The sequence below is a fragment of the Bacillus sp. iso_77 genome, from assembly GCF_056173625.1.
This window is the reverse complement of record NZ_CM149683.1, coordinates 1,112,957-1,128,318: the sequence shown is the minus strand read 5'-3', so window position 1 is coordinate 1,128,318 and position 15,362 is coordinate 1,112,957. Positions and strand designations below refer to the sequence as shown.

The window sequence follows — 15,362 nt, the reverse complement described above, 5'->3', positions numbered from 1 at the left end:
TTAAGAAAATTTTCATATTTCCACTGTTTTTTAATATTTTTATTAAAAAATTGAAATAATTTGGTTATTTTTCTGAGATTTCGTGATCTTAAATACCTAATCAGAAGTAATCCTGTCTATACAATTGGCAATCTTCATGATTCATTGTAAACTGATATCAAGAAATTGATTAAAACAACAGCTTCGTTCCTTGTTTCGTTTTTCTTATATAGTGAAAGTCTTGAATTAAACGTTTTTATTGCTATTTTAGTACAGTAAAGTTTTAATGCGCAGGAGTGATTGTTATTAGATTTTTTATTCTTTTACTTAGTTCTAATGGCCTTGTTTTCATTTTAAGCTTCCTCTTTTATGGGCACATATCTTTCTTAAGCATGATTAACATCACATTTTATTTAGCTTCTGGCACTTTGCTAGTGTGGTTATCGTTCATCACTTTAAAAAGTGGATTTTTTGATCAAATATCTTACAGCTTCCGAAAGGTGTTTGATTCTTTAAATAAGCAAAAGGACCATGTTGATGACAGTTTAAACAAACATTTATCATCATCTTTTCAAAGTAACTTTTCAACCTTAAGAACATTAGGTTTGAGTTTACTCATTGAAATGTTAATATTGCTCTTGATTTATTATATGTAAGTTTTGACTTTTGATTTTTGCTTATTTATAATGAATGAAATTACATTTTTGCGATGAAAAAGAAGAGTACATATATTCACCATTTACAGAGAGTCTGCGGTCGGTGCAAGCAGATAATGGCATGTATGGAATGGGCTTTGGAGCAGCTAACCGAACACTTGATAGAGTCAGTAGGCTTAGACGGAGCAGTCTCCGATATCAACGTCTTGAGTGATTTCGTATTGAAATAACAAGGGTGGTACCACGGTTCATTCGTCCCTTTTCTGTTGAAAAGTGATGGGTGGGCCTTTTTATATTGAAGAAAAGAGGTTTTAGTATGACAAAAAAGACGATTTTCTCAGGCATACAGCCTAGCGGTTCTGTGACATTGGGGAACTACATTGGAGCGATGAAACAATTTGTCGATCTTCAGCATGATTACAACGGCTACTTTTGTGTGGTCGATCAGCATGCCATTACGGTCAGTCAGGATCGTTTAGCCCTTCGACAAAATATTAGAAGCTTAGCCGCTCTTTATTTGGCAGTGGGACTTGATCCAGAGAAGGCAACATTGTTTATCCAATCAGAGGTACCTGCCCACGCCCAGGCAGGATGGATGCTGCAATGTGTCGCTTATATTGGGGAATTAGAAAGAATGACTCAATTTAAGGACAAATCTGCTGGTAAGGAAGCAGTCGTTTCAGGACTATTAACGTATCCGCCATTAATGGCTGGCGATATTTTGTTATACGGTACGGACTTAGTTCCTGTAGGAGAAGATCAAAAGCAGCATCTTGAATTAACGAGAACGCTTGCTGAACGCTTTAACCGAAAGTATAACGACATCTTTACTGTACCTGAAGTCAAAATTCCAAAAGAAGGCGCTCGGATTATGTCTTTAACAGACCCAACGAAAAAGATGAGCAAATCTGATCCGAACCAAAAATCTTTCATTACCTTATTAGATGAGCCAAAACAGCTTGAAAAGAAAATCAAAAGTGCTGTGACTGATTCAGAAGGCATCGTCAAATATGACAAAGAAAACAAACCTGGAATTGCCAACTTGCTGACGATTTATTCTGTATTAGGGAACGTATCGATTGCAGAGCTTGAACAAAAATACGAAGGCAAAGGTTATGGTGAATTTAAGGGAGATCTTGCGAACGTGGTCGTGGATGCGTTAAAACCAATTCAAGATCGCTATTATGAACTCATTGAGTCAGATGAGCTTGATCGCATTTTAGATGAGGGTGCTGAAAAGGCAAACCGTGCGGCAAATAAAATGCTGAAAAAAATGGAGAATGCAATGGGTCTTGGCCGGAAACGCAAATAAAACAAGCTTGCAGCATATTCAGCTGCAAGCTTTTTCTAATTCACTTTTGATTCGTTTTCCATTTCCCAAAGTTTTTCAAAAAATGGCTGTCCTTTAATCATTTTTTCACAAAAGGCTAAATGGTTTTCTGACCATCCATCAATGGTTTCGTTATAAAGCATGTTCCAAATTTCCTCGAAAGACATTCGTTTGATCTGGTTGTACATGCGCGGATTCCATTCTGTATACCAATAGGCAATTTCTGCTCGGTTTTGAAGCCCCTTTAGTTGATCTAGCGCCATAAACATCAGCTGCTTCAGCTGTCTTTCTTTTCTCGTTAATCCGCTGATATGCTGCGGTGGTAATGATAGGATGTGATATTCTTTCGTCGATTCAAGGCTGTCCGGCGTGAATTCATACTCCTCTGCCTTCACATCTTTCACCATTTCATAGACCAATTGCTCCTGTCTTGGAATCAATCGGCTCTTTCTCACAGGGATGGAATAACCAATCGTATCCACAGCGATGATTCTAATCCCGTCCGTAACCACAAAGCAATACTCTAATTTACGGCGTTCATGATTTTTTCGAATATATGATTTCTCAAATACAGTCTCTAGCAGCGTCTTTGGCAGCTCTGATAGATCATTCTCTATGTAATCAAACAAAGGACTCTGCACCTTGAGTAAAGGTACTTGATCTAACAGCTCCACGCTGTCCTCCTTGCGCCACTCATGAAAATGACACACATTATAGCCATTCTCTTCCCCTTCAAACCAATTCACCCATACGTCATGAAGAAATAACATAACCAATCCCTCACTTTTTAAAAACTGTTGTCCACAGTATGGGCAAGGGATAGAGAAATTATTCCAACTTTATTAAAACTTCGCCCTGACGGAAGGACGGCTTTATTTCCTGGGAAAAGGAGAACGTCTCACAGAGTCCTTTCACGATCTTCTATAAGCAGAACCTTATTTTAGATTTTTAGGATCAAGGGCATCTCTCAGTCCATCACCTAAGAAGTTAAAGCATAAAACGGTAAGTAGAATCAGTAAACCTGGGAACAGTGGATACCACCATGCTTGCACCATTATGGAGAAATTTTGTGCATCTTGAAGCATGTTTCCCCAGCTCGCCGTTGGAGGCTGGATGCCGAACCCTAGATAGCTAAGTGTCGACTCAGCTAAAATAACAGAACCGACTTTCAATGTAGCAGACACAATGATAGGGCCGATACAGTTCGGTAAAATATGCGAAAAGATGATGACATGGTTTTTCGTTCCGATCGTTCTTGCTGCGAGTACGAATTCTCTTGTGCGAAGTGACAAGAATTCACTACGGATCAGTCTAGCAGTTGTTGTCCAGCCAGTCAGCGCAAAGATTAAAATCAATTTATCAATACCCGGTTTAAAAATTGTCACTAGCGTGATCAAGAGAAAAATATCTGGAATAGACAATACGACATCCACCATTCTCATGAGCACAGAATCAACAAAGCCTTTAAAGTATCCCGCTACCGCCCCAATGACGGTACCAATGGTGATGGCTCCGACTACTGAGACAAAGCCAACTAATAGAGACACCCTCGCTCCGTATAGCACCCTTGAAAAAATATCTCGACCAAACTTGTCGGTTCCCATAAAATGCTCTGCACTTGGAGGCTGTAGCCGTTTCAACAAGTCTTGCTGTTCCGGTGCGTAAGGTGCGATCACCGGAGCGAAAATAGCGGAAAAGATAATGACCAATAAAATAGCGGAGCCGGCAACCGCCAATTTATTTTTGAAAAATTTCTCGCAAAATAAACGAAGCATCGTCTCTGGTTTTGGCGGAAGGCCTTCTTTTAATTTGAGATCAACTGGAGGTGTTCCCATATTAGGTTGTGGCAATTGTGCTTCAGCTCCCTTCTAATATTCAATACGCGGATCAACGATCGCATAGAGAATATCCGCTATTAAGTTTCCAACGACCACGAGCACAGCAGAGATAACAGTCATCGCCATAATGACGGGATAATCTCTTGAAAAAGCAGAATCGATAAACAGTTTCCCAAGCCCTGGCCATGTGAAGATTTGTTCCACCACGACTGCGCCGCCAATAAAGGATGGAATCATGAGTCCAAAGATCGTAATAACAGGCATCAGACCGTTTCTCAATCCATGTTTGAAGATGACTTTGTTCTCTCTAAAACCTTTCGCTCGCGCCGTGCGAATGTAATCCTGCCGCATCACATCGAGCATACTTGACCTTGTATAACGTGTAAGGCCGGCCATATCAGCCGTTGCTAAAACAAAGGCCGGTAAAATAATATGATGAAGCCGGTCAAATAGATTAAAATCTGCATTTAAGGTAGAGACACCCCCGGTCGGAAACCATCCTAAATTCACCGATAACACCATAATAAGGATCAAACCAAACCAGAAATTCGGAATAGCCAGTCCGATAAATGATGTAACCGTAATACCATAGTCAAGTTTTGTATACGGACGTTTTGCTGAAAGAACACCAAATGGGATGGCAATGATCAGGGCAACTAATGTAGAAAAGATCATGAGGATGAGGGTATTTGGTAGCCGGGCAAAAATCAAATCCGACACGGGCGTTCCTTTTTTTACAATGGATGTGCCAAAGTCACCTTGAAGCATATTACCGAGCCATTTCATATATTGCACATATTCAGGATCGTTCAAGCCGTACTTATCAATAAAGGCTTCCCGGTCTGCGGCACTAATGGTCGGGTCCATCATGAGTGACATCGGATCGCCTGGTGCTGCTTTCATAATCGCAAAGGACAAAATCGTAATACCAAACAAAATCGGGATGGAAAGAAGTGTCCTTCTAATGATATATGTAACCATGTGCACAACTCCTTTTTCATCGGATGGCCATACTATGATGAAAAAAGGGGAGACCCCTCCCCTTCTTCACTAGCAGACTACTGTTCAATCCACCATTTTTCAATTTTGTAATATTCATCTTTCGGGTGGTAAGAGTAGCCTTGTAGATTAGATGGCATCGCGCGATGTGAGTTGGCATAATAAAGGAACGTATACGGCTGATCTTCTGCAATCAGCTCATAAATTTTTTCATACGCCTTTGAATACTCTTTTCGATCACTCAAGTTTTTGGCATCAACTAGCAGTTTATCGACTTCTTCATTTTTATACCAAATGTTATTTAAGCCTTTTTCAGACTGACTTGAATGGAAAATGCTGTATTGGTCAGGGAATGTCGCTAAGCTCCAGCCGAGTAATAACGCATCATAATCCCATTTTGGCGGGGTTGTTTGTTCGATTAATGCACTAAATTCTACAATTTGCGGTTTTGCTTCAATGCCAATTTCTTTGAGCTGCTGCTGGACAACGACAGCAATATCTTCACGGACTTTGTTTCCTTGGTTCGTCTTCAAGACGAAGGAGAACTTCTTACCGTCCTTATCAAGATAACCATCTCCATCTGTATCCTCCCAGCCTTCTTCTTTCAGCATCTTTTTCGCTTTTTCTTGATCAAATTCAAATACTGGGACTTTTTCATCTTTTGGGTAGTTCCATGACAGCGGGCTTTCTGGGATGTTGGCTACTTTCCCGTCTCCATTTAACACTTGATCGACAATCGTTTGACGATCAATGGCATGGGTAAGAGCTTGACGGACTTTTTTACTTTTGAACAGTTCGTTTTTCTGATTCCAGCCAATATATGAATAATTTAGCCCTAGATCAGATTCAATTTTGATGTTACTAACTTTTTCAGCTGTTTGCAGTTCTGCTCCAGGCACTGCAAAGAAATCAATATCACCTGCGGATAGCTGAGCCATGGCTGCATTTTGATCAGGAATCGTTTTAATGGTGACTGTATCAAGGTATGGCCGTCCATCCCAATAGTCATCAAATGCTTCGAGTTTGACATAGTCTCCTTCTTTCCACTGGGCAAATTTAAATGGACCGGAGCCGATTGGATTTTTTCGGTTAAATTCATTTTCGCCAAGATCCTTTATAGGGACATCACCTAAAATATGCTTTGGTAAAATCCCATAGCTTCCTAGCGTGACATTATAAAAATATGGATCTTTTTTATTCAGCTTAAATTCGACCGAATAGTCCCCTGTTTTTTTGACAGACTCTAATACTTCAAAGCCTGATCCACGCTCACCATTGTAATCCTTATTGATCGGAATGCTGTATGTAAACACAACATCATCAGCAGTCAGTTCTTCTCCATCATGAAACTTCACGCCTTTTCTAATGGTCACATCAAACTGTTTGCCGTCATCGGATTCTTTAATATCTTCTGCCAACGCCAGCTGTGGGTTTAGCTTTCCATCTGTTTGCAGTAAAAAGCTATAGATTCTTTCTTCAATATCAGAACTTGCCACGTCTGTTGAGTAAAGTGAGTTAAATAATGTAGGCTCTGCAATCGAACCAATGACAAGATCGCCGCCTTGTACAGGTTTACCTGTGGATTTCTTTTCACTGTCTCCAGACGTTTTATTTCCACCAGAACAAGCAGCAAGGATCAATGTAAAGATCAGCAGCAAACTGACCAAAATGGACTTTCTCTTTTTATCTTTCATAGACAATTCCCCCTATCTTTTTTAAAAAATGATGACAGAAGCCCGTTTTATCCCCCCTCTCAAAGATGAGATCATACAAGCGTGATCAAGCGTCGTAGAGGTGGCAGGCCACAAAGTGGTTCGTTTTTAATTCTTGAAATTGTGGTACTTTTTCTTTACAGACTTCTTTCGCGTGCGGGCATCTTGTATGAAACACACAGCCTTTTGGTGGATTTGCAGGGCTTGGTAAATCCCCTTGCAGCATAATCCGTTCCCTTTTCATCTGACCTTTTTTACGGGTGACTGGAACGGAAGATAAAAGCGCCTGTGTATATGGATGAAGCGGATCATCGTAAAGGCTATGTTTATCCGCCAGTTCCATCATTTTGCCAAGATACATGACGCCCACTCGATCACTAATGTGGCGGACCACACTGAGATCGTGAGAGATAAAGAGATAGGTGAGGTCAAACTCTTCTTGAAGCTCTTCCATCAAATTGATGACCTGCGCCTGAATGGAGACGTCAAGCGCTGAAACAGGCTCATCTGCTATGATCATTTCAGGATTCATGGCAAGTGCACGAGCGATACCGATCCGCTGCCTTTGTCCGCCGGAGAATTCGTGCGGGTATCGATTCGCAAAACTTGGGTGAAGGCCGACTTTGGATAAAAGCTGTTCTACTTTTTCATTTCTTTCTTTTAAGGAATATAAGTGATGTGTTTTGTAGGGTTCTTTGATGATACTTCGAAGTGTTTTTCTAGGGTTGAGTGATGCAAAGGGATCTTGAAAAACCATTTGGATGTTTTTCCTTGTTGATTGTCTTAGTTTTGATTCAGATACATGAGAAATATCTTGCCCTTTAAATAGAATTTGTCCTTCTGTTGGTTCATATAAACGAATCATCGTCCGTCCTAATGTGGATTTACCGCATCCAGACTCTCCAACGATGCCTAACGTTTCGCCTTTATAAATGTTTAAGTCGATGCCGTCAACCGCTTTGACTGCTCCTACTTTCTTTTGCAGCACCCCAGCTTTAATCGGAAAGTGTTTTCGTATATTTTTTAATTCCAGGATGGTTTCTTTCTCAGATCGATCTGTCATGTATGGTTGATTTTCAGCAAGTGTCATGTTTGGCTTGCCTCCTCATATAAGAAACACCTGACGCTTCTACCATTTTCAAAGGTTGTCAGTTTGGGCAATTCACCTATGCAGCGTTCCATTACTTTCGGGCATCTAGGCGCAAAACGGCATCCTGCCGGAAGCTGATCTGGCGCAGGGACATTTCCTTTTATCGCCGTTAATGGCTGAATGTCTCCGTCAATGACTGGAATGGATTCAAGCAGTCCTTCTGTGTATGGGTGAAGCGGCTCATCAAACAACTCTTCAACGGTTCCATTTTCAACAACCTGTCCGCAGTACATGACAATGACGCGGTCTGCTACTTCCGACACAACACCTAAATCATGCGTAATGAGAAGTATAGATGTACCAAAGGTCGAACATAAATCTTTCATAAAGGTCAGCACCTGGGCTTGTATGGTCACATCGAGAGCAGTAGTCGGCTCATCCGCAATGAGGAGCTTCGGATCACAGCTTAGCGCAATGGCGATCATGACTCGTTGACGCATACCGCCGGATAAACGGTGCGGGTAATCTTTGATGATTTGTTCCGGCCTTGAAAAGCCTACAAGCTTTAGCAAATCAATCGCTTTTTTGGTCGCTTCTTTTTTCGAAAGTTTTTTGTGGTAAATGAGGATTTCTGTTATTTGTTCCCCGATGGTTAAGACGGGATTAAGTGAGGTCATGGGTTCCTGAAAGATCATGGATACATCATTACCGCGAATATTGCACAATTCCTTTTCACTATATGTAACAAGGTCTTTTCCATCAAGCTTAATGGAACCATCCATAATCTTCCCACCAGTCCCATTAATCAGACCCATGATGGATAAAGACGTAATACTTTTACCAGACCCAGACTCACCGACTAATGCGACTGTTTCCCCTTTTTTGATACTAAAATCAACGCCATCAACAGCAGGTATTGGTTCCTTTTTTCGAAAAAAATAGGTTTTTAAGTTTTGCACTTCAAGCAGTGTGCTCATGCATTCGCCCCTTTCTCCATAGATTAAATGAACCGGATCAAAAAATTCTGTCTTTTTAGAATAAAAATAATTATCAAAATTTATATTTGTATATTATTACATCAGCATGACGAAATCAAGAATTATTTAGTAAAATTGTAATATGTCACTTTTTTTGTGAATGATTGTCTTTATGATTCTATCGCCTTTAAAAACGTTTCCGCTGGCTCCGCAATCATAGACTCCTCGCTGATTCGGTGCTCATCGAAATACTTTTTCACGATATAAAATCCAGTGGCATAGCCAAGCATTTTGGGGTAGTTCCCTTTTCCATAAAGGAGATTCTGTATCAGCCTTTCGTCGTCCTGCACTTTCTGATAAAGGTGACTGGATACCCATTTCTTGTACATGCGCTGCAGCTGCGATTCGTCATATAAAGTCGTCCACTTTGCTGTATAGCTTTCTCCATATCTATGATACACAGCATATTCAGCGAGCCCCTCCATCATGATTGTATCAAGGAATGTAAAATCTTTTTCTTCTTTCGTGAGAAAATGCAACCTGCATACATGGTGATATTCATGCGTCAGCAACGTACCGATTCGCTCCTTCGGTGTATGCGGGGATAAAAAAAGAAAGATTTTGTCATCAAATGCCATGCCGGATTGAAAGTAAAATTGTTCTCTGATCTCTTTGCTGCTCTCATTAACAGGCAAAATAAAGACGGGGACATCAGGACCTCCCCACTTTTTTTGCAGCGCTTTGTATTCTTTCATCACAAGCTTGAAATACCCTTTTTCTTTGAGCTTGTCGATCATTTCCTGGCAGGCGTTCCATGATCGCACCATTCCGTGATGTTGTAAATGGGCGAGAATAGATGATCCTTCTTTTTTCTCCGCTCCTTTAAAATAAGGGACAAAACGTGCCGCCAGCTCCTGAAATGATGATGATTGTTGGATGAGATATTGTGTATTGATCAGACCCATACCGCTGAACACCTCCATTTTCATCATATGCAAAAAGGCGGCGATCTGTTTATAGATCGCCGCCTTCTTAAGACATATTACGCTTCGTATTTTTTGAAGATAATTGTCGCATTGTGCCCGCCAAAACCAAGTGAGTTGCTCAACGCAACTTGTACTTCTTTTGAACGTGCTTCATTTGCTACATAATCAAGATCACATTCTTCATCTGGTGTTTCAAGGTTAATCGTTGGCGGAATGACACTGTCTTTAATCGCCAGAACAGAGAAAATCGCTTCTACTCCGCCTGCTGCACCAAGTAAATGACCTGTCATTGATTTTGTCGAACTGATCGCAAGCTGATTCGCATGCTCTCCGAACACTTCTTTAATCGCCATTGTTTCAAACTTATCATTATACGGTGTGCTTGTTCCGTGGGCATTGATATAATCAATTTCTTCCACTGTTAAACCTGCATCACGAATTGCTTCTTTCATTGCACGTACGCCGCCTTCTCCGTTTGGAGCAGGTGCTGTGATATGGTATGCATCTCCAGTTGAACCGTAGCCAACGATTTCTGCATAAATGGTCGCACCACGTTTTAACGCATGCTCTAATTCTTCAAGAACAACAATTCCCGCTCCCTCACCCATAACAAATCCGTCACGGTTTTTATCAAATGGACGACTTGCTGTATCTGGATCAGGATTTGTCGAAAGGGCTTTGTTTGCACAGAAACCAGCAAACGACATTTTCGTTAATGGTGCTTCTGTTCCACCTGTAATCATCGCATCTGCATCTCCGCGCTGAATCACTTTAAAGGCATCACCAATGGAGTTTGTTCCTGTCGCACATGCTGTCACTGTACAAGAGTTAACCCCTTTTGCGCCAAGTGCAATCGAAATTTGACCTGTCGCCATATCTGGAATCATCATTGGAACGAAGAACGGGCTTACGCGTCTAGCTCCTTTATTTGAATACACTTCGAATTGCTCTTCGAATGTTTCAAGTCCGCCAATACCAGATCCAACCCATACCCCAACACGAGGTGCGTTTTCATCTGTAATTTCGAGGCGTGAATCTTCTAAAGCCTTTTGAGCAGCAACGACTGCATATTGTGTGAAGCGTGCCATCTTTCTCGCTTCTTTTTTCTCCATGTAATCTTCGATGTTAAAATCTTTTAGTTCTGCTGCTACTTTTGCTGTATATTCACTTGAATCAACACGTGTGATCGGGCCAACACCTGATACACCTGCTACAGCATTTTTCCATGTTGTCTCTACATCGTTGCCAAGAGGTGTCAAAGCACCTAATCCTGTAACAACTACTCGTTTCTTATCCATTAATTTGTGCACCCCACTCTTTTATCGGCCCCATCGCATAGCGATTGCGCCCCACGTTAATCCTCCACCAAAACCAACCATTACAATCACATCGCCGTCATGAATTTTTCCGGCTTCGATTTCTTCACATAGTGAAATTGGAATGGATGCTGCTGATGTGTTTCCATATTTATGGACTGTTTTCGACATTTTTTCAACTGGCAGCTCTAAGCGTTCGCGTGCCGCTTCCATAATGCGAATGTTTGCTTGATGCGGAATCAAGAAGTCTACGTCTTCTTTTGATAGTCCAGCTTTTTCAATCACGTTTACACTTGACTCGCCCATTTGTCTCACAGCAAATTTAAATACTTCTCTTCCATTCATGATTGTATGATCTTTTTCATCTAAGTACAAGTGCTTCCCGCCTCTTCCATCGGCTCCAAGCTCAAATGATAGAATTCCCTTGCCTTCGCTGACTGTTCCTAGTACAGCAGCACCTGCTCCATCTCCAAACAAAACAGCTGTGTTGCGGTCATCCCAGTCGGTAATGCGAGAAAGCTTTTCTACACCAACGACAAGCACATGTTTGTAAGTGCCAGATTCGATAAATTGTTTTCCAGTAACAAGCCCATACATAAAGCCAGCGCAGGCAGCGCTAATATCCATTGCACATGCTTTATGTGCACCGAGCTGCTCTTGAATCATACAAGCGACTGTCGGAAATGCTTGATCTGGCGTAACTGTCGCTACAAGAATCATATCAATATCTTCTGCAGCCACATCTGCGTCAGCTAATGCTTTTTTTGCAGCAGCAAGTGCCATATGAGATGTATTGACATCATCAGATGCAATTCTTCTTTCTTCTATACCTGTTCTAGTACGAATCCACTCGTCAGAAGTTTCAACCATTTTTTCTAAATCACGATTTGTTAATACTTTTTCAGGTATATAGCGGCCAAGGCCAATAATTCCAGCATTCATTGAATAAGACTCCTTTTACTCATACGAGCATGTGATATTGTGATCTTATATTAGTATCTGGTACTAATTTTACCTTATTTTTTTCTGCTTGGCAATACAAACGTCTAACCTTTCCTCTCACTTTTTTCATAGATTAATGATATACCAATAGTAGAAAGGAACATGTGATATGGCGCAAAAGGATATTTTCTCAGCAATGATGTTTGGTCAGCCGCTTGAAAAGGAGAAAAGCAAGACAGAAAAAAAGGAGGAGCGTGCAGAGACTTCTTCAAGTGATGACTCCATTGACTACATGCATGTCATGAATCAAATTGGAAACATTATGAACTCCATCGATGAGCTGAAGCCTGTGTTTAAAGATGTCGGCCCTATGATTAGTGCCTTCAAGAAAAAATTATCATAAAAAAAAGCCACTATTCTGTGGCTTTTTCTGATGCTGCATCTGCTTTTCCAAGCTCATATGCCTCTTGCATGACAGATGTAAACAAAGAGAGAAGCGGCTGAAGTGCTTGTGGATCAAGCTGAATCCCTGCTTTATCTAATTCTTCTTTTGCTTGTGGAAAATACTTCATCGCAATTTGTAAAAACTCCATCGATTTTTCGTGTTGCATGTTCAACGTCCTCACTTTTCATTTGGCAATTTGCCTGTTTTTTTGTAATTCGCAATATCCTTCTCAATGTCTTTCACAAAAGCGCGGTCTATGGTTGAGCTAAATTTCCCCATTTCGATCACTCCTTCTTTAAAGTCAAAGGAGTACTCACCTTGTTCGTTTAGCTTGCCTTCATTAAACTTCTTCGCAATGATACTGTACGCTTTATCGACATGCTGTACAGTGCTAGTTAACACCGTATGGCTTCCAAGGTTGGATTGATCAGTGACATATCCGATCGCAGATAAATTGTCGGTTTTGATTTGTTCAATGACAGGGATATTATAACCATCACCTGCTGGATACACAACATCTACACCTTGTTTTTTCAATTTTTGATAGAGGTTCACCGCTTTGTCAGCATCATCCCAGTTTTCGACAAATTCCGCTAGGACTTGCACATGTTCGTCCTGATATTTTGCACCTTTGATAAAACCGTCTACTTCACTTTGCCAATCATATGTAGCCAGAATACCAATCTTTTTTGTTTTGGACATATGTGCTGCTGTCATGCCTCCGAAAAAGCCCATTGCTTCTCCTTTAAACGTGACGTTTGTGACATTATCAGCTTGAGGCTTGCCTCCATTGACCGTGATAAATTGTGTTTTCGGATAATCTTCACTGATCAAGTTGAAAATTTCGCTGTATTCATTGCCATGGCCAATAATTAAATTGACTCCTTTTTTATGAAATTCTTCAATGGCATCAACGATTTTCTCCTTGTCGACCATCCCTTCCTTATAATAAACATCTACACCAAATGTTGATTGGATATTTAATAAGCCTTTATAACCTTTCGTTCCCCAAACTTGATCATTAATCGTATCGGGGACGAGTAAACCCACCTTCTCAATATGTCCTTTTAACGGCGCCTGCGAGCAGGCAGATAGCATAAGAAGAAGGAACGAAAAGATCATGACAAGCCGCTGGTACTTCATGCCATGTTCAACTCCCTTTGCAACACGCAGGCATGAACCTGTATGTTAAATATAGGTTTATTTTATACTGAAAAAAGATAAGATGGAAGATCATTCTTGCTTTTTGTCGAAAAATGTTGAGTTTTGTCTTTTCCATTCTGCTATGATTTCTTCTGCTTGTTTGTCACCTGTTTGTCTTTCTACCTTCAATTGATGGATCATTTCCTGCCTTTGATCAGTCCGTGCCCACTTTAAAAGCTCCTTTGCGACATCTTCTACAAAAAAAGCGTGATCGTCCTTTATTCGTCTCTCTTCATGGAGTGTCCACGGACCAAACATGCGTGGAAGGATAACAGCCGAAACGCTTTGTTCATGCGAATGGCTTTCGGGTTCTTCGTAAAACAAGCGGTATATGCCATGCTTCGCTTCGAGGTCTGTCTCTCTATTCATTGAATCATCTGATTGAAAAAAGATCAGGTCATATGCCTCTTTCCTATCTTGACGATCAATGACACGGACAAGGTCATTACGGCCGAGCCACATCATCCGCTCTTCTAATAACATTTTTTGCTCCTCTGACTGCTCCTTAGGATATGTGATATCCACTTGTATGCCCTCTTTCATCATATATTCACAAAGTGTCAGTCCAAAAAATTCATCTGCACCTATGATCAGTCCTGTTTCCATGTTCATGTCCCCTTTTTTAGCATATCGAATAAAAAGAAGAGCCCTTTCCATGAAGGGCTGTTATCATCCTATTCATTACAATTCTCTTTCATGCGATTTATAAAACTTGTGAATGGACTGAAAGATTCTTCTTGGATGATCAAACATATGCAAGGTAAGGTCCATCTGACAATGGTCTGGATTCATCATATGTTGATCAATAAAAGGCTTTGCATGTAGTTCATAGGCATACGGTGCGCCGTTTAGTCTCTGCCATATATGAATCGGTACATGAGCTGAATGAACGGGGCAAGAAGGAAGTGGATACGTTTCTGCTTCCTTTGCAGAGCACCCATAGCTCTGTGCGAGTTCTTTCATGAACTGTTTGTAGAAGAATTTGTGTTCCTTTTCTCTTTCTCTTTGTGCTTGCAGGTGTAAACATGGATTCATCATGGCTATAGACCTTAGCACTTCTGGCATTTCTTCGGCAAGACTCATGGCGACAAGTGCGCCCATTCCCTCTGCCAGCACATGAATTTCCCGGTTTAATATTTCTTGTTTTAATGTGTGATGAACAAGCTGTTTCGCACTAAAAACAGCATCTTCACATCCCCAGTGATTCCCATGAAGATGACTATTAAACAATGTATATCCTTCATCCTTTAAAGCAGTTAATAGCTGGTTTCTTCCGTAATGCTGAAGCCAGAATGATGTATTTTCCTGCACAAAGTGATTTCGGTCACCGAGGATTAGAATGCCAAAGCCATTTGGTTTTTGAGGAAGGTGAATGACGTTCCACTGGGAACCAAGCTGGAAAAAACGTTCGCTTACACCCATATGGCCAGCCTCCTTTCAGTGATTCTGCTTTCTATGATATGAACAACAACTCTTGTAGGAATAAGGAAATCCCCTAAAGACAGAAGAATTCTTTTTATTTTTATAGTAGAAGGTCTCAAAATGATCACATAAAGGCGGAAAACAGTCTTTTCTCTGAACTCGTATCTATGGTATGATAGTCAATAGATTGTTACATAAAGGACGGTGGAATAATGCATTACATTATCACCCTCATTTGGACTTTTCTGCTGACACATATGGCTGGTTACATCGTTTCATCTATGAATGGAGCTGCTTATGATTTTACGTTAACTTCCATTCTTGCCATAGTGTTTACGGTTATTTTATTCATCTTTGCTGAAGTAAGTCCAATGAAAGAAACAGAAAGTTCAACAGAACATTCTTAATATTGCTGGAAAAGAGCTAATGATTTGAGATTAGCTCTTTTTCTTTTTTTCAGAATGATG

Annotated in this window: 17 protein-coding genes and 1 other annotated feature; of the genes, 4 read left to right on the top strand and 13 right to left on the bottom strand. The window is 40.7% G+C overall.

Annotated elements, in window-relative coordinates:
* Nucleotides 1–371: 371 nt before the first annotated feature.
* Together AC0VYC_RS05635 and trpS are read left to right on the top strand one after the other, a co-directional pair.
* Nucleotides 372–635, top strand: a complete 264-nt coding sequence (locus AC0VYC_RS05635) for a DUF3899 domain-containing protein (protein WP_223255625.1) — start codon at nucleotides 372–374, stop codon at nucleotides 633–635.
* Nucleotides 636–679: 44 nt separating this feature from the next.
* Nucleotides 680–898 (top strand) — a binding site (T-box leader).
* Between the two features lie 53 nt (nucleotides 899–951).
* The gene (trpS, locus tag AC0VYC_RS05630) at nucleotides 952–1,947 is read left to right on the top strand and encodes a tryptophan--tRNA ligase (protein ID WP_008348488.1); all 996 of its coding nucleotides are present in this window, start codon (nucleotides 952–954) and stop codon (nucleotides 1,945–1,947) included.
* Between the two features lie 35 nt (nucleotides 1,948–1,982).
* On the opposite strand, the gene AC0VYC_RS05625 is transcribed toward trpS, so the two are convergent.
* The 9 genes from AC0VYC_RS05625 to AC0VYC_RS05585 all read right to left on the bottom strand — a co-directional run bounded on the left by AC0VYC_RS05625 (nucleotide 1,983) and on the right by AC0VYC_RS05585 (nucleotide 11,825).
* On the bottom strand, nucleotides 1,983–2,735 hold the full coding sequence (locus AC0VYC_RS05625; protein WP_025207150.1) for a YjbA family protein: 753 nt from the start codon (nucleotides 2,733–2,735) through the stop codon (nucleotides 1,983–1,985).
* 165 nt (nucleotides 2,736–2,900) lie between these two features.
* Nucleotides 2,901–3,800, bottom strand: coding sequence for an oligopeptide ABC transporter permease (gene opp4C, locus AC0VYC_RS05620; RefSeq protein ID WP_335350224.1), 900 nt, complete (start codon nucleotides 3,798–3,800; stop codon nucleotides 2,901–2,903).
* 33 nt (nucleotides 3,801–3,833) lie between these two features.
* Complete coding sequence (locus AC0VYC_RS05615; protein WP_008348492.1) at nucleotides 3,834–4,784, bottom strand: ABC transporter permease; 951 nt, start codon at nucleotides 4,782–4,784, stop codon at nucleotides 3,834–3,836.
* A 77-nt stretch (nucleotides 4,785–4,861) separates the two neighbouring features.
* Nucleotides 4,862–6,496, bottom strand: coding sequence for a peptide-binding protein (locus AC0VYC_RS05610; RefSeq protein ID WP_427243865.1), 1,635 nt, complete (start codon nucleotides 6,494–6,496; stop codon nucleotides 4,862–4,864).
* 85 nt (nucleotides 6,497–6,581) lie between these two features.
* Nucleotides 6,582–7,577 carry an ABC transporter ATP-binding protein gene (locus tag AC0VYC_RS05605; RefSeq protein WP_024720061.1) on the bottom strand — a complete coding sequence of 332 codons (996 nt, stop codon included), beginning with the start codon at nucleotides 7,575–7,577 and terminating at the stop codon, nucleotides 6,582–6,584.
* 23 nt (nucleotides 7,578–7,600) lie between these two features.
* Nucleotides 7,601–8,581, bottom strand: a complete 981-nt coding sequence (locus tag AC0VYC_RS05600) for an ABC transporter ATP-binding protein (protein WP_475389646.1) — start codon at nucleotides 8,579–8,581, stop codon at nucleotides 7,601–7,603.
* A 170-nt stretch (nucleotides 8,582–8,751) separates the two neighbouring features.
* Nucleotides 8,752–9,546 carry a DUF2268 domain-containing putative Zn-dependent protease gene (locus tag AC0VYC_RS05595; protein WP_056407963.1) on the bottom strand — a complete coding sequence of 265 codons (795 nt, stop codon included), beginning with the start codon at nucleotides 9,544–9,546 and terminating at the stop codon, nucleotides 8,752–8,754.
* Nucleotides 9,547–9,623: 77 nt separating this feature from the next.
* Nucleotides 9,624–10,865 carry a beta-ketoacyl-ACP synthase II gene (fabF, locus tag AC0VYC_RS05590; protein ID WP_008348501.1) on the bottom strand — a complete coding sequence of 414 codons (1,242 nt, stop codon included), beginning with the start codon at nucleotides 10,863–10,865 and terminating at the stop codon, nucleotides 9,624–9,626.
* Nucleotides 10,866–10,886: 21 nt separating this feature from the next.
* Nucleotides 10,887–11,825, bottom strand: a complete 939-nt coding sequence (locus AC0VYC_RS05585; RefSeq protein WP_024720058.1) for a beta-ketoacyl-ACP synthase III — start codon at nucleotides 11,823–11,825, stop codon at nucleotides 10,887–10,889.
* 169 nt (nucleotides 11,826–11,994) lie between these two features.
* Here AC0VYC_RS05585 and AC0VYC_RS05580 point away from each other — a divergent pair, with 169 nt between their 5' ends.
* Nucleotides 11,995–12,228, top strand: coding sequence for a hypothetical protein (locus tag AC0VYC_RS05580; protein ID WP_008348506.1), 234 nt, complete (start codon nucleotides 11,995–11,997; stop codon nucleotides 12,226–12,228).
* Nucleotides 12,229–12,238: 10 nt separating this feature from the next.
* On the opposite strand, the gene AC0VYC_RS05575 is transcribed toward AC0VYC_RS05580, so the two are convergent.
* The 4 genes from AC0VYC_RS05575 to AC0VYC_RS05560 all read right to left on the bottom strand — a co-directional run bounded on the left by AC0VYC_RS05575 (nucleotide 12,239) and on the right by AC0VYC_RS05560 (nucleotide 14,895).
* The gene (locus AC0VYC_RS05575; RefSeq protein ID WP_008348507.1) at nucleotides 12,239–12,436 is read right to left on the bottom strand and encodes a ComZ family protein; all 198 of its coding nucleotides are present in this window, start codon (nucleotides 12,434–12,436) and stop codon (nucleotides 12,239–12,241) included.
* 11 nt (nucleotides 12,437–12,447) lie between these two features.
* A complete protein-coding gene (locus AC0VYC_RS05570; RefSeq protein WP_017360174.1) occupies nucleotides 12,448–13,413 on the bottom strand; it encodes a BMP family ABC transporter substrate-binding protein in 966 nt (321 codons plus the stop codon).
* 90 nt (nucleotides 13,414–13,503) lie between these two features.
* Nucleotides 13,504–14,079, bottom strand: a complete 576-nt coding sequence (locus tag AC0VYC_RS05565) for a nad binding enzyme (protein WP_144666830.1) — start codon at nucleotides 14,077–14,079, stop codon at nucleotides 13,504–13,506.
* A 75-nt stretch (nucleotides 14,080–14,154) separates the two neighbouring features.
* Nucleotides 14,155–14,895, bottom strand: coding sequence for a hypothetical protein (locus AC0VYC_RS05560; RefSeq protein WP_007499048.1), 741 nt, complete (start codon nucleotides 14,893–14,895; stop codon nucleotides 14,155–14,157).
* A gap of 212 nt (nucleotides 14,896–15,107) precedes the next feature.
* On the opposite strand from AC0VYC_RS05560, the gene AC0VYC_RS05555 reads away from it, so the two are divergent.
* Complete coding sequence (locus AC0VYC_RS05555) at nucleotides 15,108–15,302, top strand: YjzD family protein (RefSeq protein WP_024720055.1); 195 nt, start codon at nucleotides 15,108–15,110, stop codon at nucleotides 15,300–15,302.
* The last annotated feature ends 60 nt before the right edge of the window (nucleotides 15,303–15,362 follow it).